Genomic DNA, 20,205 nt, shown 5'->3' on the forward strand with positions numbered 1-20,205 from the left:
GGATCACTGAATGTTAATCGCGAAGAGTAAAATTACCGCTGTTGTGGGCCTGGGTATAACCGGGTTCTCTGTGGCGCGTTTTTTGAAAGAGCAGGGCAGCCCGTTTGCCTTGTTCGATTCGCGCATGGCGCCCGCTCAGCTAGAGACCTTTAAATCGGAATTTCCCAATGTAGAAATTCATTTGGGGCCGCTGGATGAATCCCTACTGTCAGAATTTGATGAAGTCGTCTTGAGCCCGGGGTTGTCGCTGAAACTGCCGCCCATTCAAGCTGTTCTGGAAAAAGGTGTTGCCGTAATTGGCGATATCGAATTATTTGTTAGACATGCCCGTGCACCCATTGTGGCGATAACCGGCTCAAATGCCAAAAGCACTGTCACCACTCTGGTGGGCGAGATGGCAGCCGACGCTGGCGTAAAAGTAGGCGTCGGCGGCAACTTGGGTACTGCCGCGCTCGATCTTTTGCAGGACGATATCGAACTCTATGTCTTGGAGCTATCCTCCTTTCAACTGGAAACTACGGCGCGGGTGGGCGCTAAAGTGGCCAGTATTTTAAATTTGAGTGATGACCATCAAGATCGTTACGAAAATTTTGCCGCTTATCATGCGGCCAAACAACGAATTTACTACGGCGCCGACAGCGTTGTTGTCAACCGGGATGATCCGCTGACCCGGCCACCGCTGGCGGCCACCATGAAGGTATCGAGCTTTGGCCTGGGCAAGCCAGATTTTAACGAGTTCGGCGTTATGCGCCGTGCAGACGAAGAGTATTTGGCCTTTCAGTTTGAACCACTACTAAAAACCCGTGATTTAAAAATACGTGGGCGTCACAACATGGCCAATGCCTTGGCGGCGCTCGCCATAGGCAAAGCCGCCGGTCTGCCCATCCCCAGTATGCTGCAGACACTGCAGGGATTTACCGGCCTGCCTCATCGGTGTGAGTGGGTGGCAGAAGTGCGCGGCGTGGCTTACATCAACGACTCTAAAGGTACCAATGTGGGTGCCACGCTGGCGGCCATTGAAGGTTTTGCCACAGCCCCCAATGCGTTGGTGTTGATAGCCGGCGGCGATGGCAAGGGTGCGGACTTTAGTCCCTTAAAGGCGGCTTTCGATGCGCATCTACGCGCGCTGGTTGTAATTGGGAAGGATGCCAAGGCCTTGGCTGCTTTGCCGGCAAATCATGTGCAGGTGTGTTTTGCCAGCGATATGTGCGATGCCGTTGCTCAGGCCCACAGTCTCGCGCAATCGGGCGACAGGGTATTGCTGTCGCCGGCCTGTGCGTCGCTCGATATGTTTAGAAATTACGCCGATCGCGGCGAGCAATTTGTTGCCGCCGTAAGGGGGTTGATGGGATGAGCCTTAGCGTCGCCTTGAAACCCTTGCTGGCCGACCACTGGCAGCCGGAGTTGTTGGCGCAATTGCGTCCGGATCTGTTGCGCCTGCTGAGCTCGCGGTTGGTGTTGCTGTGGGCGGCATTGGTAACCTTTGGCGTTATCATGGTGGCATCCTCTTCAGTGGGATTTGCAGATTCGGTGTATGGCGATGGCTGGTATTTTGCCCGTCGACACCTGATTTTTTTATGCATGGGTCTCACGCTCTGTACAGCGGTGGCGTTGATTCCACTGGCGGTGTGGCAAAAGTATGCCTGGGTGCTGCTCGTATTGGCCTTTGTGTTGCTGGCGCTGGTGTTAGTGCCCGGCATTGGCCGTCGCGTGAATGGCAGCCAGCGTTGGTTAGTTTTGGGGCCGCTAACCTTACAGGCGTCGGAAGTCGTGAAATTTTGCGTCATCGTTTTCTTTGCCGCCTATTTTACCAAGCGCGGCCCGGAATTAAGTCGACACAATAAGGGCCTATTGCGGGCATTGTCGGTACTTGCCGTATTTATAGTTATGCTGCTCCTAGAGCCCGACTTTGGCAGCTCGGTGGTGATTGTGGCCACGGTTATGGGCATGTTGTTTTTTACCGGACTGCGCTTGTGGGTCATGCTCGGTTTAATGACGGTCGGGGGCGGGCTCTTTACTGCGGTTGCCTTGTTATCGCCGTACCGTTTGCAGCGGTTGGTAACGTTTTTGGACCCTTGGGCGGATCAATTTAATACGGGCTACCAGCTCACTCAATCGCTCATTGCCTTTGGTAATGGACAATGGTTCGGTCAAGGGTTAGGTAACAGCATTCAAAAGATGCTCTACCTGCCGGAGGCTCATACGGATTTCGTCTTTGCCGTGGTGGCAGAAGAGTTTGGGCTGTTTGGCGGTTTGCTGGTTATTCTGGTTTTTACCGCGTTTATCTTCGAGTTACTGCGACGCTGCAAGAGCCGGATGGCGCACAACGATTGTTTTGCTGCACTGTTGGTGTTTGGTATTGCGGTACTGTTTGCCGTTCAAACATTCATCAACATTGGCGTTGCCTCCGGATTCTTGCCGACCAAGGGGCTTACGTTGCCATTTATCAGCTACGGCGGCAGCAGCCTGTTGTTGTGCTGTGCGTTGATGGGGCTGGTACTACGCGTGGATTGGGAGTCTGAAGTGCAGGTGGTGCGTTCCACCGTAAAAACAGCCAAGCGCAAAGCCACAAAAGTGATGGCTAAGCCTGGTACTAAGCCACAGGAGGCCGTCAATGGTTAAGCCTGTAGCATTGATCATGGCTGGAGGCACCGGTGGTCATGTATTTCCTGCCTTGGCCGTGGCGCAAGAGCTGCAATCGCGCGGTGTGCACGTGCAATGGCTGGGTACTGCACGTGGCATCGAAGCGCGTATTGTTCCAGCAGCGGGCATCGTGTTGAACACAGTGCGCGTGCAAGGATTGCGGGGCAAGGGCAAGGCACAACTCGTGTGGGCACCTTTTAAATTAGTTTTTGCCTTATGGCAGGCAGTCTGTGTGGTTGCTCGTGTACGTCCAAGTGTGGTGGTGGGATTTGGCGGTTTTGCGTCGGGCCCAGGGGGGCTTGCCGCGTGGTTGCTGCGTAAACCGCTAGTGATTCACGAACAAAATGCACGAGCCGGCACCACCAATCGTTGGTTGGCAAAATGTGCGCGACGCACTTTGGAAGCGTTTGATGCGGGCCTGCCGAATGCCCAGCGAGTGGGCAATCCCGTGCGCCCGGCCATTGCTGCTTTGCCTGTACCCGCCGAACGTTTCGCCGGTCGTCAGGGCCCCTTGCGTCTATTGGTGCTGGGCGGCAGTTTAGGTGCACAGTTTATCAATGAATTAGTGCCCGCCGTGTTTCGTCAGTTGCCCAGAGGCGCCATCTGCATTCGTCACCAAGCCGGTGAAAAACTTGTTGCTGACTGCCGAGCAGCCTATGGCGATGTGTCGTCGGACCAAGTTTCGGTGGTGCCATTCATCGACGATATGGCCGAGGCCTACGGTTGGGCCGATGTGGTGATTTGTCGCGCCGGCGCTCTCACAGTATCTGAGGTTTCTACGGCTGGATTGGCAGCATTGTTTATTCCGTTTCCGCACGCCATAGATGATCACCAGACCGCCAACGCACAATGGTTGGCCGATTGCGGCGCGGCCTGGGTCATGCAACAAGATCAAGTAGCGCCCACCGTGGTGACGGGGCTCATTCAAGCTTTGACAAGCGATCGCGCGCGATTGCTTGACATGGCCAATAAGGCGCGTGCGCAGGCTTTGCCGGGCGCCGCGCAAGCAGTGGCAGATATTTGCCAAGAGGTATGCAATGGTTAAGTCGAAGCTGTATCAAATTCCAGAAATGCGCCGTATACGTCGCATACATTTTATAGGAATTGGCGGCGCGGGGATGAGCGGAATTGCCGAAGTGCTACTGAATATGGGGTACGAGATATCGGGTTCGGATATGCGTGCCTCGCAAACCACGCATCACCTAGTGGCCAAGGGCGCACAGGTGTTTATTGGACACAGCGCTACAAATGTGATCGGTGCGGATGTGGTGGTAAATTCCACAGCGGTTAAAGCGGATAATGCAGAGCTAATTGCGGCCAAAGAGCAGCGTATACCCGTTGTGCGGCGCGCGGAAATGTTAGGTGAGCTGATGCGTTATCGCCACGGCATTGCGATCGCTGGGACCCACGGTAAAACCACGACCACCAGCTTGATGGCATCGGTTTTGGCGGCGGATGGTCGCGACCCTACTTTCGTCATTGGCGGCTTGCTGAATAGCGCCGGCAGCAATGCAAAATTAGGCGAGAGTCGTTACTTTGTTGCGGAGGCGGACGAAAGCGATGCTTCATTCCTGCACCTGCAGCCGATGGTGTCGGTAGTGACCAATATTGACGCCGATCATATGGATACCTATGGTGGCGATTTTAATGTATTGAAAAAAACGTTCCTGGAGTTTCTGCACAATCTGCCTTTTTACGGGTTGGCAGTATTGTGTGGCGACGATCCCATTATTCGCGAATTGCTGCCGCAGATATCGCGCTCTGTATTGACCTATGGTCTGCAAGAGGACTGCGATGTGCGGGCGGTTAACATTCGCCAGGACAAAATGACCACCAGTTTCGATGTCATTCGAGCCAATCATCTGGAACCGCTGGCTGTCACTGTGAATATGCCGGGCGAGCACAATGTGCTGAATGCGCTGGCTGTAATTGCGGTTGCTACGGACGAGGGCGTGGCAGATATTGCCATTCAAGAGGGCTTGGCCGGATTTCAAGGGGTTGGTCGGCGGTTCCAAGTTTACGGTGAAATGCCGGTGGGAGCGCAAGGCAGTGCACTGTTGGTTGACGACTATGGGCATCATCCTCGAGAAGTGGCCGCCACGATTAAAGCCGTGCGCAAAGGTTGGCCGGATCGTCGTTTGGTAATGATCTATCAGCCGCATCGCTATAGCCGTACGCGCGACCTTTATGAGGATTTTGTCGAAGTGCTGAGCGGTGTGGATTCGCTCTTGTTGTTAGAGGTATACAGCGCCGGCGAAGACCCCATTACCGGCGCTGATGGCCGCAGCTTAAGTCGGAGTATTCGTACCCGCGGCGTCGTGGAGCCCGTGTTTGTCGAGACAGTAGACGGTGTTGCCGAAGCCTTGCGACACCTAATTCAGCCCAACGACATTGTTATAACCCAAGGTGCGGGCAATGTTGGGCAACTTTCCGCTGAGCTTTCAGCGATGACATGGTAGGGAAACGCGGAATGACAGATTTTAATCCGCAAGTAAAGTTAGATCTAACGGGTGTAGGACGCGTGGGCGTGCTGCTGGGCGGCAATTCGTCGGAGCGCGAAGTGAGTCTGCGCTCGGGCAATGCGATTCACGCTGCATTGCAGGCACAGGGTGTTGACGTGGTTAAAATTGACACACAGCACGATGCTATAGGAAAAATTCAGACGGCGGGAATTGATCGCGCTTTTATTGCCCTGCACGGCCCGGGTGGTGAAGACGGACGCATGCAGGCGTTACTGGAGTTTATGGGAATTCCCTATACCGGCAGTGGTGTACAAGCATCTGCTATCGCTATGGATAAGTGGCGCACTAAACAGATCTGGCGCGGCGAAGGGTTATCGACACCTGAGTATGTTATCGCGCAGCCTGGTATGGACCTGCCCATGGTGCTGCAGCAGTTGGGTGGCCAAGTGATGGTTAAGCCCAGTCATGAAGGCTCCAGTATTGGAATGTCAAAAGTGACCAATGTCGGTGAGTTAGCCAAGGCCATCGAGAAAGCCTCGGCCTTAGACACCACCGTGATACTGGAGCAGTTAATCGTGGGTGCCGAATATACTGTGGCAATTTTAGGGGATCAGGTATTGCCACCGATTCGCTTAGAGGCTTCAAATTCTTTCTACGATTACGATGCGAAGTATGTCTCTAATCAGACTCGCTATATCTGCCCATGCGAATTACCAACGGTTGCCGAGCAGGCATTACAGGCTTTAGCTATGGCAGGTTTTAAAGCAGTGGGCTGCAAAGGTTGGGGTCGGGTAGATGTGATGGCCGATCAGCAGGGGCAATTTTACATGCTGGAGGTAAATACGGTGCCGGGTATGACCGACCATAGCCTGGTGCCTATGGCCGCAAAAGCCGCTGGGTTTAGTTTTGAAAACCTCGTGGCCAAAATACTGATGGAGTCAATGGCATCGTGACCACAGCACGGGGCGCTAAGAAAAAAGCAACGACTCAGGCTAAACCTGGGTTAATTCGACGTTTACTTTTACTCAGCGTATTGGCGGGTGTTTTGGTGTGGCTTGCGCCATTGATTTCTGCACGCGCAATCGATCTGTGGGATCGCCCGGTGAAAGAGGTGGCTATCGAAGGTGAATTCGCGCTGATCGAGCGGGAAAAAATAGCCGAATTGTTGGCTGACAATATTCATACGGGATTTTGGAAGATTGATATTCAGGCGCTACAGCTAGTGCTTGAGTCGGACCCTTGGATTGCCTCGGTGGCTATTCGGCGCCGTTGGCCAGACAAGCTGGTCATTGAAGTGCAGGAGCAAACACCCATTGCGCGCTGGGGTGAGCGAGGTTTTGTAAATAACCGCGCCGAATTGATACTGGTCTCAAATGTAGCCGGCAAGTTAGATCACCTGCCGATGTTGGAAGCAGAGGATCGTGCCCTGGGCAAGTTAATGCAAAACTATCAAACTATTGCCGAATTAATGGGTAGCAGAAATTTGCGATTGGCCCATATTCGCTTGGATGCCAGAGGAAGCTGGCGGGTAACTTTATGGGATGGCGTAAAGGTCTTTTTTGGCCGCCACCGCCTACAGGAGCGCATGCGGCTGTTTGCAAAGGTATATGACTTGCGTTTGGCCGATCATTGGTCGGACGTCGCCAGTGTCGATGTTCGCTATAACAATGGCGCTGCCGTTGGTTGGCGTAGTAAAGGTTAATGGAAGATTCAAGAGTAAGGGATGGCGCCTTCGCGCATTTCAGGATGAACGCATGACTATAGGCTGTGACATGATAAAACAGGCAACGACTAATACGAGGTTAACACTATGCCCCCGGTAAACGAGAGCCGCATGATTGTTGGCCTGGACATTGGCACGTCAAAAGTAGTGGCCATCGTGGGCGCAGTGTCCGGCGATGGTGACCTGGAAATTGTGGGCATTGGCTCGCATAAGTCCATTGGTTTGAAAAAAGGCGTGGTCGTGAACATCGAATCGACGGTGCACTCGATTCAGCGCGCAGTAGAAGAAGCTGAGCTCATGGCTGGATGCCAAATTGACTCCGTATATGCCGGGATTGCTGGGAGCCACATTAGTAGTCTTAACTCACACGGAATCGTAGCCATCAAAGATCGCGAAGTTTTTACCCAGGATGTCGATAGGGTAATTGACGCCGCACAGGCAGTGGCGATTCCGGCCGACCAAAAAATACTACACATATTGCCGCAGGAATATCTAATAGACAATCAAGAGGGCGTGCGTGAGCCCCTTGGTATGTCAGGTGTGCGCTTAGAAGCCAAAGTGCACTTGGTGACCTGTGCGGTGAATGCGGCACAAAACATTGAAAAGTGTATTAAGCGCTGCGGCTTGGAAGTGGACGATATTATTCTGGAGCAACTGGCTTCCAGCTATTCGGTGCTTACCGACGATGAGAAAAGCCTGGGTGTTTGCCTCGTCGATGTTGGTGGCGGTACCACCGATATAGCAATTTTTACCGATGGCTCCATTCGCCATACCAAGTCTATCCCCATCGCAGGCGATCAGGTTACAAATGATATTGCCATGGCCTTGCGTACACCCACGGCCCATGCTGAAGAAATTAAAATTAAATATGCTTGTGCCTTGGCCAAGCTGACGGGTGCAGATGAAACTATCAAAGTGCCCAGCGTGGGAGATAGAGAACCTAGGGAGTTATCTCGCCAGGCATTAGCCGAGGTGGTAGAGCCTCGTTACGACGAGTTGTTTACGTTAGTGCAGGCAGAATTGCGTCGCAGTGGCTACGAAGATCTGGTAGCCGCGGGCATTGTACTAACGGGTGGCACCGCCAAAATGGAAGGTGTTGTGGAATTGGCGGAAGAAATATTTCATATGCCCGTTCGTTTGGGGGCGCCGCAGAATATTCGTGGACTCAGCGATATCGTGAATAATCCCATTTATTCAACCGGTGTTGGGCTGCTTTTTTATGGCATGAAGCAACAGGAAGGGAGATCTGTGCAATCAAGTAGAAATCAGGGCGTCAGTTGGTGGGCCAAGGCGAAAGCCTGGCTTGCAGAAAATTTTTAGTGTGTGGTGTTGTATGAAGAAAAAGCATTTTAAGCGCACGGCATATTTTATTGATTTGGAAATCGCTACAACAGAGGGGATAAACCATGTTTGAGTTAGTAGATAGCGTACCGCAAAACGCGGTTATTAAAGTTGTCGGTGTTGGTGGCGGCGGCGGTAACGCCGTTAAGCACATGATTGCCAGCGATATCGAGGGCGTCGAGTTTGTGTGTGCCAATACGGATGCACAGGCATTAAAAGATGTCGATGCCAAGACGGTATTGCAGCTGGGTAATTCCATGACCAAGGGGTTGGGCGCCGGTGCCAATCCAGAAGTTGGTCGCCAGGCTGCCATGGAAGATCGCGAGCGCATTGCAGAAATTTTGGAAGGCGCTGATATGGTCTTTGTGACGGCGGGTATGGGCGGCGGTACGGGCACTGGCGGTGCACCTGTAGTGGCAGAGGTGGCCCGTGAAATGGGTATCTTAACCGTGGCAGTGGTTACCAAGCCCTTTCCGTTTGAAGGTAAGAAGCGCATGGCCATTGCCGACGCTGGTATTCGCGAGCTGTCTGAGCGGGTGGATTCTTTAATCACCATCCCTAACGAAAAACTGTTGTCAGTACTGGGTACCAAAACCAGTTTGCTGGATGCCTTTAAAGCTGCAAACAATGTGTTGCTGGGCGCAGTGCAGGGTATTGCCGACTTGATCATTCGCCCCGGCATGATCAACGTGGATTTCGCCGATGTGCGCACAGTGATGTCTGAAATGGGCATGGCGATGATGGGCACTGGCGTTGCCTCTGGTGAAAATCGAGCGCGCGAGGCCGCAGAGGCCGCCATACGCAGTCCGCTGTTGGAAGACGTGGATTTGCAGGGCGCTCGCGGCATCCTGGTCAACATTACGGCGGGCATTGATCTGTCGCTTGGCGAGTTCACTGAGGTGGGCGATACCGTGGGTGAATTTGCCTCGGCAGATGCAACTGTGGTGGTAGGCACGGTCATCGATCCAGAAATGAAGGACGAGCTGCGGGTAACCGTAGTGGCAACAGGCTTGGGCCCGGTGGTAAAGCAAGAGGCGCCTAAGCCCAAGGCGTCGGTAGTGGTGGATAATACGCCGCGCCAAAAGGCTAATGCGCCGGAAGACTTCGATACACCCACCTACCAGCGTCGCAAACAAGCGGCGGCTGGCGGTGGCAATACGGCGGTGGCGGCTCAGGAAAAGGATATGGAGTTGTTCGATATTCCGGCTTTTCTGCGTCGTCAGGCCGATTGAGGTCGGTAAGCTGTTGAGAAAGAAGGCGGTTTTGCCAAAATAGGTTTGGAACTTAAGTGTTGGTTTAAGTGTCATATTTTTGGTAATATTCGCCGCTTTCCAGTAGTTTCGGTGGTTTGGCCAGATTGACCCGAGCGTTTGACCGAAACGCAGTACTGAATTTCTCGACAGGCCCAGATAGGAGCGTGTTTAGCTGAGTGCAGAATTTTATGCTTAGCTGTAACAGGCCAAAAAGGGGCTTGTGCCAGAGTTCCAAGGCTAGGAAAAGGGCAGCTGATTCACAGGTGACTCCTCTTCCCCTCTGTTACTGAGGGGTTGCCGGGCACGCGGTGTGTGCTTGCAACAATTAGGATGCTTGCTCTACGGGCATTTGGACTCTGGCGACCGTGCGAAATGGATGCGCCATCAACATTTTTTGAGATACGGTGACACATGATTAAACAGCGCACTTTAAAGAACCCTATTCGCGCCACAGGCGTGGGCCTGCATACCGGTGAAAAGGTCTATTTGACGCTAAAGCCGGCACCTATCGATACCGGAATTGTTTTTCGCAGAACCGATTTGGACCCCATTGTTGAAATTGAGGCCAAGGCCGCCAACGTGGGCGATACCACCTTGTCGACGTCGCTGGTGAAGGGCGATGTGCGGGTTTCTACCGTTGAGCACCTGTTGAGTGCCATGGCGGGCCTGGGCATTGATAACGCGGTGGTGGAAGTATCAGCGCCTGAAGTACCAATAATGGACGGTTCGGCCGGACCTTTTGTGTTCTTGATCCAGTCCGCTGGCATAGAGGAGCAAAATGCGGCCAAGAAGTTTATTCGCATCAAGCGCCCTGTGGTTGTTAAAGAGGGCGATAAAGTGGCCTCCTTCCTGCCGTTTGACGGCTTCAAGGTGACCTTCAGTATCGATTTTGACCACCCCGTATTTAATGGGCGCACCCTGAATGCAAGCTTGGATTTTTCCAGTACTTCGTTTGTAAAAGAAGTGAGCCGGGCGCGCACATTCGGGTTCATGCACGAAATCGAGTACCTGCGCTCTAAAGGCTTGGCCAAGGGCGGCAGCGTCGATAACGCCATTGTTGTGGACGACTACCGGGTTGTGAACGAAGACGGCCTGCGCTACGAAGACGAATTTGTGAAGCATAAGGTACTGGATGCCATCGGCGACTTGTACCTGCTGGGTAATAGCCTGATTGGTGAATTTAAGGCCCATAAATCTGGTCATGCGTTAAACAATAAGTCGTTGCGTCAACTCATTGCACAGGAAGATGCCTGGGAAGTAGTCACCTTTGAAGATGAAAAAGTGGCGCCGATTTCCTATATCAAGCCTATCTTGGCAATGTAGTTCCTTTAAAGTAGTCACTCGCGTACCATTGGTAATTCCTTGATTTATATGCCATATTTCAATTTACGAAAATTGAGATATGGCATGCTTGGGTGTCTCAACTAGTACTTTAGTTGAGCGCCTACGGTGATTGTGATGCCATAGACGGAAGTCTGAGTACTGGCGCGCTAGAATGCGCCACCCCGAGCCTTTGCTGGGGCTGTGTGCTTAACTTGCGTTATGAGCCTTAACCCATAACAACAAGACGACTCACCGTTGTTAATGCAAACCAAGTGGACCTGATGAAAGTAATCCTGGTCAGTCAACGTCACGGCAGCACCCGCAGTTTTACGCTGGGTGGGTGGACCCGTGCTTTGTTGTCCGCCTGCCTAATTGGCTTGCCGGCCGGCGTTGGCGTGGTTGCAGGGTTGGAATGGTCTAGGGGTGATGGCGCAGACCTGTTTACCGCCGGTACTGCTAAAACCTGGAACCAGGATTTAGCTGAGCAAAAAGAGCAGATTGAGCAAACACGCCGCCATGCGCAGCAGCAATTGGCGGCCATCACTCTGCGTATGGCCGAGCTTCAGGCGCGGTTGGTCAGGCTTGATGCGCTAGGTGAACGCCTAACAACCATTGCCAAATTAGACGAGGGGGAGTTTGACTTCAGTCAGCCCCCTGCCCTGGGTGGCCCGGAATCCGCTTCATTGGGTGACGCTTTCACCGCGCCAGAGTTTATTGATGCCATTGATCAATTAACCGATCAAATCGAGAGTCGGGAACAGCAGCTTGAAATTCTAGAGGCCTTGCTGGCAAAACGTAAAATCCAAAATGACGTATTTCTCGCTGGCCGGCCTGTGACTAAGGGCTGGATGTCCTCCCGCTATGGGCGTCGAACCGATCCCTTTTCTGGCCGCGTGGCCTGGCATTCGGGCGTGGACTTCGCCGGCAAAATGGGCTCGGACGTAATCTCTGTGGCAGCCGGGGTTGTTACCTGGGCAGGTAAGCGTCACGGGTACGGCGACCTGGTTGAGATCAATCACGGCAACGGCTTTTCTACCCGCTATGCCCATAATTCTGATGTGAAAGTCAAAGTGGGCGATATTGTCAAAAAAGGACAAGTGATCGCTCTGATGGGCACTAGCGGCCGCTCCACCGGCCCCCATGTGCACTTTGAAGTCTACAAGCACGGCCGCCCGGTCGACCCCGCTGCCTATATCCATCGCGCGGCCCGCTGAGGCCCCCAGGCCCTTGCGTTCGAGGGCTCCTTTCTGTTTACTTGACACCCTTTAACTGCCGGCTGGCGGAAAACCTGTACGTACTTCGGAAATATCATGATTAGCAAGATGCTAAAGGCCATTTTTGGCACAAAGAACGACCGTGAACTCAAGCGCATGAATAAGGTTGTTAAGAAAATTAACGACCTGGAAGAACAGCTGCAACAACTTGACGACCAGCAGCTGACCGCTAAAACTGCAGAATTCAAACAGCGCCATGCCGATGGCGCCACGCTCGACGACTTGTTGCCCGAGGCTTTTGCCGTGTGTCGGGAGGCATCCCGCCGGGTGATGTCCATGCGCCATTTCGATGTACAGCTTATCGGTGGTATGACCCTCCACGAGGGGCGCATTGCGGAGATGCGCACGGGTGAAGGAAAGACGCTGATGTCGACATTGGCCGCCTACCTCAATGCCATTTCCGGTAAAGGTGTTCATATTGTCACGGTGAATGACTATCTGGCTGCGCGTGATGCCGCTTGGATGGCGCCGCTTTACAACTTTTTGGGTTTATCCGTGGGCGTTATTCGCTCCATGCAAGATCCGGAAGAGAAACGGCAAGCCTACCTTGCTGATATCACCTACGGCACCAATAACGAGTTTGGTTTTGACTATTTACGTGACAACATGGCATTGCGCCAGGAGGATCGGTTTCAGCGCGGCTTGAATTTTGCCGTGATTGACGAAGTCGACTCCATTTTGATTGATGAGGCGCGCACGCCACTCATTATATCCGGTGCTGCAGAAGACAGTTCCGAGTTGTATCGCCTGATGAACGGCATGATTCCAAAATTGCAGCCGCCCACAGAAGAGCATCCAGGTCACTACCAGTTAGATGAGAAGGCTCGTCAGGTAGAACTGACGGAAGAGGGGCATCAAGCCATTGAGGACATGCTGGTCAAGGCCAACATGCTAGAGCCAGAAGATAGTCTCTACGCGGCAACTAATCTCAGTTTATTGCACCATGTGCACGCAGCGCTGAAAGCCTTTACGCTATTTCAGAAAAACGTAGACTACATTGTGCAAGACAACCAAGTGGTGCTGATTGATGAGCACACGGGGCGCTCCATGCCGGGCCGTCGTTTGTCTGAAGGCTTACACCAGGCGCTTGAGGCCAAAGAAGGCGTCAACATTCAAAACGAAAGTCAGACTCTTGCGTCCATTACTTTCCAGAATTACTTCCGACTTTATTCCGGGCTGTCGGGCATGACGGGAACCGCAGATACCGAAGCCTTTGAATTCCGCCAAATCTACGGTTTGGATGTAGTAGTTATTCCTACCAATAAGCCCATTCAGCGCAAAGATTTGAACGACCTGATTTTCTTAACGGTAGACGAAAAATACGATGCAATCGTAGAAGATGTGAAGTCGTGCATCGAAAAGCAGGCGCCGGTTTTGGTGGGTACGGCGTCCATTGAAACCTCTGAAATGATGTCTGCGCGGCTTAAAAAAGCGGGTATTAAACATCAGGTATTGAACGCGAAGTTTCACGAGAAGGAAGCCGAAATTATTGCGCAAGCGGGACGCCCTGGCGCGGTAACCATCGCAACCAACATGGCTGGACGTGGTACAGATATTGTGCTGGGCGGCAATTGGGAAGCTGAGTTGGCGGCCTTGGATAATCCCTCCGAAGCCCAAGTGGCAGCATTGAAGGAAGACTGGCAAAAGCGCCACGATTTAGTCATTGAAGCAGGCGGCTTGCACATCATAGGTACAGAGCGACACGAATCTCGTCGAATAGATAACCAGTTGCGCGGTCGCGCCGGCCGCCAGGGCGATCCGGGCATGTCGCGTTTTTATCTGTCGCTGGAAGACAATTTAATGCGTATCTTTGCGTCGGATCGTGTGCGCAACTTTATGAAAGCGCTGGGTATGGAGAAGGGCGAAGCGATTGAGCATCGAATGGTTACCAATGCCATCGAAAAGGCCCAGCGCAAGGTAGAAGGTCGCAACTTTGATATTCGTAAGCAGTTATTGGAATACGACGATATAGCCAATGATCAGCGCCAAATCGTATATCAGCAGCGCAATGGTCTGTTAGAGGCTGAAACCATAAGTGATACGATCACGGCGATTCGCGCCGATGTTGTCAACGATATTATCGACGGATTTATTCCGCCACGAAGCATGGAAGAGCAATGGGATATTTCGGGCTTAGAGGCGAATCTAGACGTAGAGCTGGGCCTGAAATTACCTATTCAGCAGTGGTTGGACGAAGACAAAAATGTGCATGAAGAGACCATTCGCGAGCGCGTACTAGCGCAGGCGCAAGCGGCTTACGACGACAAGTCGGCACGTATTGGCGAGGTGATCAAGGATATTGAGCGCCAGGTTATGCTGCAGGTTCTCGATATGCAGTGGAAGGAGCACCTGGCGAGTATGGATCACTTGCGCCAGGGCATTGGATTGCGTGCCTATGCGCAGAAAAATCCTAAACAAGAGTACAAGCGTGAAGCCTTTGAATTGTTTCAGAGTATGCTGGGCACCATTAAGCTGGAAGTGATCAAAATACTTGCCCGCGTTGAGCCCATTACCCAGGAGCAGGTTGAAGAAATGGAGCGTCGACGTGCCGAAGCGCTTGCCAAGCAGAAAATGCAACTTCAGCATGCCGAAATGAGTGCCATGGGCGATGCACCTGAGGCGCCAAGTCAAGCTCAGCCATTTGTTCGCGCTGGCCAGAAAGTGGGTCGCAATGACAATTGCCCCTGCGGATCTGGCAAAAAGTACAAGCAATGCCACGGTAAATTGTCTTAGCTTATCGCTGCATGAAAAAGGGCTGCCGCAGGCAGCCTTTTTTATTGTGCAAGGCAAAACAACACCGATAAATTGCGCTTTATTGTAAAAAAGTGCGTTAAACTTTCCCTATACACTCATTTATTGCAGGTGATCAGCATGGCGGTTGGAGAAGCGCAATTTCCTGAAATGCACGTCGTACCCGGATTTCAATTGGGCGTTGCCAGTGCAGGTATAAAACGGCCCGGTCGGCGAGATGTCGTCCTCATGGTGGCCGAGGAAGGTGCGAGAATTGCGGGGGTGTTTACCACTAACGCCTTTTGCGCTGCGCCAGTGACTTTGTGTAAAGCGCGACTGGCACAGGGGCAACCAAGGGTTTGGATAACCAATACCGGCAATGCTAATGCCTGTACTGGGCAGGCCGGCTTGGACAATGCCAATCGCGTGTGCACTGCTGTAGCGGAGCAATTGGGTGTATCACTGGACACGGTACTGCCATTTTCAACGGGCGTCATTGGCGAGCCCTTGCCGGTAGACAAGATTTTGGCTGCCCTTCCAGACGCGGTTGCGGCGCTGGCCCCAGATCGGTGGGAGGCAGCCGCGCAAGGTATTATGACAACTGATACCCGCCCAAAGGGAGCCAGTGTAGCTTTCGAATTTCAGGGTGAAACAATCGTAGTGACCGGAATTGCCAAGGGATCTGGCATGATTAAACCCAATATGGCGACAATGTTGGGTTACGTGGCCACCAATGCCAAGGTGGCCCAGCCGGTGCTTGCATCACTGCTAAAAGAAATGACGGATTTGTCATTTAATCGCATTACTGTTGATGGCGATACTTCAACCAATGATTCAGGGATGCTAGTTGCCACTGGAAAGACCGCTTTGCCGGAAATTACGGCGGCCGAGGGAGACCTGTACCATTTATTGCGTAGCGCGTTGCTGGAAGTTCATCAACAATTGGCAAAGGCTATCGTCGCCGACGGTGAGGGGGCGACCAAATTTATTACTGTGAATGTGACTGGCGCTGCATGTCGCGCAGATGCCACCAAGGTCTGCTACGCAGTGGCGCACTCGCCGCTCATTAAGACTGCGTTGTTTGCCAGCGATCCGAACTGGGGCCGAATTGTTGCGGCCATAGGTTATGCTGGCGTCGATCAGCTGAGTGCTGAAAAAGTTCGGGTGCACCTGAATGATGTGTTGATCGCTGAAGCGGGAGGCCGCGCTGCCAGCTATACCGAGGCGCAGGGCCAGGCGGTCATGAATCAGGCTTATATCGATATTAATATTGATTTGGGGATGGGAGGCTGCGCTGACACTGTTTGGACCACGGATCTTTCTTACGACTACATCAAGATTAATGCCGATTATCGGAGCTAAACCGCTTGGGCAAAATTACTCATGTGGCTGCGGCTGTTATTCATAATACGGCGGGCGAAATACTCATTGCCAAACGACCTGATCACGTGCACATGGGCGGCTATTGGGAATTTCCCGGTGGGAAAGTAGAGGCCAATGAGCCCGTTGAAGTGGCGCTAGCGCGGGAGTTAGACGAGGAGCTGGCCATCCAGGTATCCCAGGCCACGCCACTGATTCAAGTGCTTCACCATTATCCCGATAAGTCGGTGCTGTTGGATGTGTGGCGCGTGCGTAGCTTTTCTGGCGAGGCCGTTGGACGAGAGGGGCAGGAAGTCCGTTGGGTTGATGCCAATGCCTTGGTTAGCTACCGTTTTCCCGACGCTAATTTACCGATTGTTAAAGCCGCTAGGCTGCCAGACCTCTGCTACGTCACGGGAGATGCGCCTAGTTTATCCGGCTATCTCGACCGCCTTAAAGGCGTCGACAACGGCAGTAATCTGGTGGTCCTGCGTCCCTGGCGGTGGGATCTACCCTGTTGTCCAAAGGCTCTGTTAAAAGGCTTAGAGTCTTTTGCAAATTTCACCGAGATTCGCTGGTTCTGGCATGCGGATTTTTTTGAGAGGAATTTGCTAAAGGCGATAAACTTTGTCGAGAAAATCGGTGCGGGCTTGCACCTTCCGTCTGCGATGATCGAAAGTGCAAGTACCTTTAGTGAGCTAGAGGTTCCTTTAAGCGTTTCTTGTCATAACGCAGAGCAATTACAAGCGACCGAATGTATTGGCGCTGAGTTCGCAATGCTCTCTCCTGTGCGGCCAACCAAAACCTACCCGCCAGAAGCCTTGCTGAGATGGACAGGTTTTGCGCCCTTGGCTCGTGCGGTAAAGCTCCCAGTCTATGGCCTGGGTGGCCTTGGGCCAGACGATTTGGGCGACTGCCTGCAACATGGCGGTCAGGGTATCGCCATGGTTCGGGCGTGGTGGCCTTAGCGTGGCGATTAATACAGTAGCGATGTAGCTTGCAAGGGGGGCAAATTATTCGCGGTGTTCAGGTTACACGACACACCTGCGGTAAATGTTGTTGGCGGCTGTCTGTGCGTTAGTCTAATTTTGCACGCCTAATGAGGCTTATTAAAGCTGTCGAGTTCACCGCTTAAATCATCGCTCATTAAATCATCTATGGCAGGATCGCCGGCGATGCGGTGCGACTCTGAAGCCCACTCGCCGAGGTCAATCAATCGGCAGCGCTCAGAGCAGAAAGGTCGTGCGGGAAATTGATCGTTCCAAAGCACCGTCTTTTTACAAATGGGGCAGGGTAAACTAAGGGTATTCTGTGTCTTGTCTGTCATAGCAATCAGGTGGTTGGATGTTGGTCGGGTATAGGACGGCACCGGACGGATAGTGCGTTCGCTAACCATTGCACAGCGCGGTGTGCAGTTGATTAATTTGGCGATACAAGGCGTCTAGCGAAGCGTCATTATCTAAAACATAATCGGCTCTGGCCAGCCTTTCCTGTCTGGACAACTGGCTTTGTACAATGGCCTCGATCTGCTCGCGGCTCGCGTTGTCACGCTGCATGGCGCGTTGTATTTGAGTTTCTGGGCTGACATCGACCAGGATAATTGCCTCCACCAGTTGATGCTGGTCGGTTTCCAGCAGCAGTGGCGATTCAAGTAGGCAGTAGGGTGAAGGGGTGGGCTGCCGCAATCGCGCCATAATCAATGTTCGAATGGCTGGGTGTAATAGTTTTTCCAGCCATGTTTTAGCATTAGTGTCGGAAAAAATGATGCTTCGCAGAGCGGCTCTATTGAGGGTGCCGTCTTCCAAAAGAATCTCTGTTCCGAAGTGCTCTGCTATGGCCGTTAATGCGGGAGAGCCGGGAACAACGACATCTCTGGCGGCTTGGTCTGCGTCTATTACAGGCACGCCCAGTGACCTAAACGCTTGCGCGGCCGCCGATTTTCCGCTGCCAATACCGCCGGTTAATCCAAACACTCTCATAACGCTTGGCTGATACCCGACACGGTCAAGTAATAGTTGGTAATTTGCTCGCCCCACATGAGCGCAATCCAGCCAGCGATAGCCAGGTAAGGGCCAAAGGGGATGGGGATTTGCTTGTCCTGTCCTCGTGCTACGATCAAAGTGATACCGATAACCGCACCGACTAAAGACGACAAGAGAATAATGAGTGGTAGTACCTGCCAGCCAAGCCAGGCGCCCATGGCCGCCAGTAGCTTGAAATCACCGTAGCCCATACCCTCTTTATTAGTCACCAGCTTAAACAGCCAAAATACGCCCCACAGAAGGCCGTAACCTGCAACCGCACCCCAGAAGGCGCTTTGGAAATCGGTAATGAGGCCAAAGCTGTTAGCGATCAATCCAGCCCATAATAGGGGGAGCGTAATATCGTCGGGCAGCAGCATTGTGTCTGCATCTATGACAGTGAGTGCAATCAAAGACCAGGTGAAGGGCAGTAGCAGCAGCATCGTCACAGTCGGGCCAAATTGCCAGGCAATGGCACAGCTCAGCGCCGCAGTTACTGCCTCTATGATCGGGTAGCGCATGGAAATCGGTGTGCTACAGGCGTGGCAGCGTCCCTTCAGCAGTAGATAGCTAATTACTGGCAAATTGTGAATGGGCTTGATCGGTGCTTTGCATTTAGGGCAATGGGAATTGGGAAATGCAAGATTAAATTCTTCTGGATTCTCCTTTGGCGCCAGTCCCATTAATTCGCAGCACTCTGCTCGCCAGCCGCGCTTAAGCTGCAACGGCAGGCGGTAAATGACGACATTTAGAAAGCTACCAATCATTAACCCCAAGATGGTTACTGCGGGGATAAAAAAATAAGGCTCCTGCAGGGCGCGAATAAACTCGGATTGCGCCATTACACCACTTGACCAATCTGAAAGATAGGGAGGTACATGGCAATCATCAGGCCGCCGACTAATACACCCAAAACGGCCATGATCATGGGCTCTAGCAGAGATGTAAGATTGTCAACCATATTGTCCACGGCATCTTCATAAAATTCTGCCACTTTATCGAGCATTTCGTCCAATGCACCTGACTCTTCGCCAATTGCAGTCATTTGTATCAACATAGGAGGAAACATCTTTGAGGCCCGCAGTGAAACATTTAACTGAATGCCCGTTGAGACTTCCTCCCTTATTTTGATAACTGCGTCTTTGTATAGCATATTGCCAGTTGCCCCAGAGACGGACGTTAATGCATCAATTAGTGGGACGCCTGCAGAAAAAGTTGTAGATAAAGTCCTGGCAAAACGGGCAATAATGGAGTTGTACAATATGGCCCCGACAATGGGAAGTTTTAACGCAAGTCGATCTACTTGATACGCCGCTGCTTCAGAGCGTGCCACAATTTCTTTAAAAAGAAATACGCTTCCTACGGCGACAATTACAATTACAAACCACCACTCCTGTACAACTTCAGATAGATTTAAAACAAATAGTGTAAAAGCTGGTAGGTCTGCACCAAATGAGCTGAACGTTTCAGCAAACTGTGGTACAACTTTTACGAGTAGAATACCTGTCACTATGATTGCCACCACAACTACAGATATTGGGTAAGTCATGGCTTTCTTAATTTTTGCTTTGATTTTTTCTGTTTTTTCTTTGTAGGTCGCAATACGATCTAACATGGTCTCTAGTGCACCGGATTGCTCTCCGGACTCGACGAGATTGCAAAACAACTCATCAAAATACTTGGGGTGCTTGGATAGCGCTACGGCAAAGCCATTACCGGCAGCGACTTCCTCTCGCAAGGCCAGGATAAGCTCTCTAAGGGTTGGGTTTTCCTGGCCGTCTGCAACAATTTCAAAGCTTTGGACAAGCGGCACACCCGCTTTCATCATGGTGGCCATTTGGCGTGTGAAAATGGCGATATCTTGCGGATTTATTGACTTTTTCCCGCCTCCCAACAGAGGCTTAGGCTTTTTGCGAACGGTTGAGGCCTTAATGCCTTGTTTTAACAGTTGTGCCTTAACGAGTGCGGCGCTACTACCATCCAGCTCGCCAGATATTTTTTTGCCTTTTTTATCGACACCTTTGTATATAAAAACAGAGGGTTTGGCTTGTGCTGAGGCTTTTGCCGTTGCCATAG

At 52.2% G+C, this 20,205-nt stretch carries 17 protein-coding genes; 13 read left to right on the forward strand and 4 right to left on the reverse strand.

Translation table 11 applies throughout. The features are described 5' to 3' along the window. Window positions 1-10 precede the first annotated feature (10 nt). The 13 genes from murD (at window position 11) to ACW8F6_RS12410 (ending at window position 17,076) form a co-directional block, all read left to right on the forward strand. Window positions 11-1,354, forward strand: a complete 1,344-nt coding sequence (murD, locus tag ACW8F6_RS12350) for a UDP-N-acetylmuramoyl-L-alanine--D-glutamate ligase (protein WP_491576173.1) — start codon at window positions 11-13, stop codon at window positions 1,352-1,354. Continuing rightward, complete coding sequence (ftsW, locus tag ACW8F6_RS12355) at window positions 1,351-2,622, forward strand: putative lipid II flippase FtsW (protein WP_491576174.1); 1,272 nt, start codon at window positions 1,351-1,353, stop codon at window positions 2,620-2,622. Before murD ends, ftsW begins: the two co-directional genes overlap by 4 nt. Beyond that, window positions 2,615-3,688, forward strand: a complete 1,074-nt coding sequence (gene murG / locus ACW8F6_RS12360) for an undecaprenyldiphospho-muramoylpentapeptide beta-N-acetylglucosaminyltransferase (protein WP_491576175.1) — start codon at window positions 2,615-2,617, stop codon at window positions 3,686-3,688. Before ftsW ends, murG begins: the two co-directional genes overlap by 8 nt. Then, entirely contained in the window at window positions 3,681-5,102 is a 1,422-nt protein-coding gene (gene murC / locus ACW8F6_RS12365) for a UDP-N-acetylmuramate--L-alanine ligase (RefSeq protein ID WP_491576176.1), read from the forward strand. Before murG ends, murC begins: the two co-directional genes overlap by 8 nt. An 11-nt stretch (window positions 5,103-5,113) precedes the next feature. Beyond that, window positions 5,114-6,058, forward strand: a complete 945-nt coding sequence (locus ACW8F6_RS12370) for a D-alanine--D-alanine ligase (protein WP_491576177.1) — start codon at window positions 5,114-5,116, stop codon at window positions 6,056-6,058. After that, a complete protein-coding gene (locus tag ACW8F6_RS12375; protein ID WP_491576178.1) occupies window positions 6,055-6,807 on the forward strand; it encodes a cell division protein FtsQ/DivIB in 753 nt (250 codons plus the stop codon). The genes ACW8F6_RS12370 and ACW8F6_RS12375 overlap by 4 nt, the downstream gene beginning before the upstream one ends. A gap of 108 nt (window positions 6,808-6,915) precedes the next feature. Then, window positions 6,916-8,148 carry a cell division protein FtsA gene (gene ftsA / locus ACW8F6_RS12380; RefSeq protein WP_491576179.1) on the forward strand — a complete coding sequence of 411 codons (1,233 nt, stop codon included), beginning with the start codon at window positions 6,916-6,918 and terminating at the stop codon, window positions 8,146-8,148. A gap of 86 nt (window positions 8,149-8,234) precedes the next feature. After that, window positions 8,235-9,401, forward strand: coding sequence for a cell division protein FtsZ (ftsZ, locus tag ACW8F6_RS12385; RefSeq protein WP_491576180.1), 1,167 nt, complete (start codon window positions 8,235-8,237; stop codon window positions 9,399-9,401). A gap of 432 nt (window positions 9,402-9,833) precedes the next feature. Then, window positions 9,834-10,745: a UDP-3-O-acyl-N-acetylglucosamine deacetylase gene (gene lpxC, locus ACW8F6_RS12390; protein ID WP_491576181.1), complete on the forward strand. Its 912-nt coding sequence runs from the start codon at window positions 9,834-9,836 to the stop codon at window positions 10,743-10,745. 281 nt (window positions 10,746-11,026) lie between these two features. Then, the gene (locus ACW8F6_RS12395) at window positions 11,027-11,959 is read left to right on the forward strand and encodes a peptidoglycan DD-metalloendopeptidase family protein (RefSeq protein ID WP_491576182.1); all 933 of its coding nucleotides are present in this window, start codon (window positions 11,027-11,029) and stop codon (window positions 11,957-11,959) included. A gap of 96 nt (window positions 11,960-12,055) precedes the next feature. Continuing rightward, window positions 12,056-14,752 (forward strand): preprotein translocase subunit SecA, encoded by a 2,697-nt coding sequence (gene secA, locus ACW8F6_RS12400; RefSeq protein ID WP_491576183.1) that lies wholly within the window; start codon window positions 12,056-12,058, stop codon window positions 14,750-14,752. Between the two features lie 138 nt (window positions 14,753-14,890). Continuing rightward, window positions 14,891-16,111 carry a bifunctional glutamate N-acetyltransferase/amino-acid acetyltransferase ArgJ gene (argJ, locus tag ACW8F6_RS12405; RefSeq protein ID WP_491576184.1) on the forward strand — a complete coding sequence of 407 codons (1,221 nt, stop codon included), beginning with the start codon at window positions 14,891-14,893 and terminating at the stop codon, window positions 16,109-16,111. Between the two features lie 5 nt (window positions 16,112-16,116). Further along, a complete protein-coding gene (locus tag ACW8F6_RS12410; RefSeq protein WP_491576185.1) occupies window positions 16,117-17,076 on the forward strand; it encodes a Nudix family hydrolase in 960 nt (319 codons plus the stop codon). A gap of 128 nt (window positions 17,077-17,204) precedes the next feature. Here ACW8F6_RS12410 and yacG read toward each other — a convergent pair whose 3' ends face one another. The 4 genes from yacG to ACW8F6_RS12430 are packed head-to-tail and all read right to left on the reverse strand — an operon-like array spanning window position 17,205 to window position 20,203. Continuing rightward, complete coding sequence (gene yacG, locus ACW8F6_RS12415; RefSeq protein WP_491576186.1) at window positions 17,205-17,504, reverse strand: DNA gyrase inhibitor YacG; 300 nt, start codon at window positions 17,502-17,504, stop codon at window positions 17,205-17,207. Beyond that, complete coding sequence (coaE, locus tag ACW8F6_RS12420; RefSeq protein ID WP_491576187.1) at window positions 17,497-18,087, reverse strand: dephospho-CoA kinase; 591 nt, start codon at window positions 18,085-18,087, stop codon at window positions 17,497-17,499. The genes yacG and coaE overlap by 8 nt, the downstream gene beginning before the upstream one ends. Further along, on the reverse strand, window positions 18,084-18,971 hold the full coding sequence (locus ACW8F6_RS12425; RefSeq protein WP_491576188.1) for a prepilin peptidase: 888 nt from the start codon (window positions 18,969-18,971) through the stop codon (window positions 18,084-18,086). Before ACW8F6_RS12425 ends, coaE begins: the two co-directional genes overlap by 4 nt. After that, window positions 18,971-20,203 (reverse strand): type II secretion system F family protein, encoded by a 1,233-nt coding sequence (locus ACW8F6_RS12430; protein ID WP_491576189.1) that lies wholly within the window; start codon window positions 20,201-20,203, stop codon window positions 18,971-18,973. The genes ACW8F6_RS12425 and ACW8F6_RS12430 overlap by 1 nt, the downstream gene beginning before the upstream one ends. Window positions 20,204-20,205 lie beyond the last annotated feature (2 nt).

Source organism: Simiduia sp., assembly GCF_058345725.1.

What these genes read in the sequence shown, in the direction of transcription:
- murD (WP_491576173.1), top strand. Translation starts at nt 11, where the DNA reads ATGTTAATCGCGAAGAGTAAAATTACCGCTGTTGTGGGCCTGGGTATA.
- coaE (WP_491576187.1), bottom strand. Translation starts at nt 18,087, where the DNA reads ATGAGAGTGTTTGGATTAACCGGCGGTATTGGCAGCGGAAAATCGGCG.
- ACW8F6_RS12425 (WP_491576188.1), bottom strand. Translation starts at nt 18,971, where the DNA reads ATGGCGCAATCCGAGTTTATTCGCGCCCTGCAGGAGCCTTATTTTTTT.
- ftsW (WP_491576174.1), top strand. Translation starts at nt 1,351, where the DNA reads ATGAGCCTTAGCGTCGCCTTGAAACCCTTGCTGGCCGACCACTGGCAG.
- secA (WP_491576183.1), top strand. Translation starts at nt 12,056, where the DNA reads ATGATTAGCAAGATGCTAAAGGCCATTTTTGGCACAAAGAACGACCGT.
- ACW8F6_RS12395 (WP_491576182.1), top strand. Translation starts at nt 11,027, where the DNA reads ATGAAAGTAATCCTGGTCAGTCAACGTCACGGCAGCACCCGCAGTTTT.
- argJ (WP_491576184.1), top strand. Translation starts at nt 14,891, where the DNA reads ATGGCGGTTGGAGAAGCGCAATTTCCTGAAATGCACGTCGTACCCGGA.
- ACW8F6_RS12370 (WP_491576177.1), top strand. Translation starts at nt 5,114, where the DNA reads ATGACAGATTTTAATCCGCAAGTAAAGTTAGATCTAACGGGTGTAGGA.
- ACW8F6_RS12430 (WP_491576189.1), bottom strand. Translation starts at nt 20,203, where the DNA reads ATGGCAACGGCAAAAGCCTCAGCACAAGCCAAACCCTCTGTTTTTATA.
- murC (WP_491576176.1), top strand. Translation starts at nt 3,681, where the DNA reads ATGGTTAAGTCGAAGCTGTATCAAATTCCAGAAATGCGCCGTATACGT.
- lpxC (WP_491576181.1), top strand. Translation starts at nt 9,834, where the DNA reads ATGATTAAACAGCGCACTTTAAAGAACCCTATTCGCGCCACAGGCGTG.
- murG (WP_491576175.1), top strand. Translation starts at nt 2,615, where the DNA reads ATGGTTAAGCCTGTAGCATTGATCATGGCTGGAGGCACCGGTGGTCAT.
- ftsA (WP_491576179.1), top strand. Translation starts at nt 6,916, where the DNA reads ATGCCCCCGGTAAACGAGAGCCGCATGATTGTTGGCCTGGACATTGGC.
- yacG (WP_491576186.1), bottom strand. Translation starts at nt 17,504, where the DNA reads ATGGTTAGCGAACGCACTATCCGTCCGGTGCCGTCCTATACCCGACCA.
- ftsZ (WP_491576180.1), top strand. Translation starts at nt 8,235, where the DNA reads ATGTTTGAGTTAGTAGATAGCGTACCGCAAAACGCGGTTATTAAAGTT.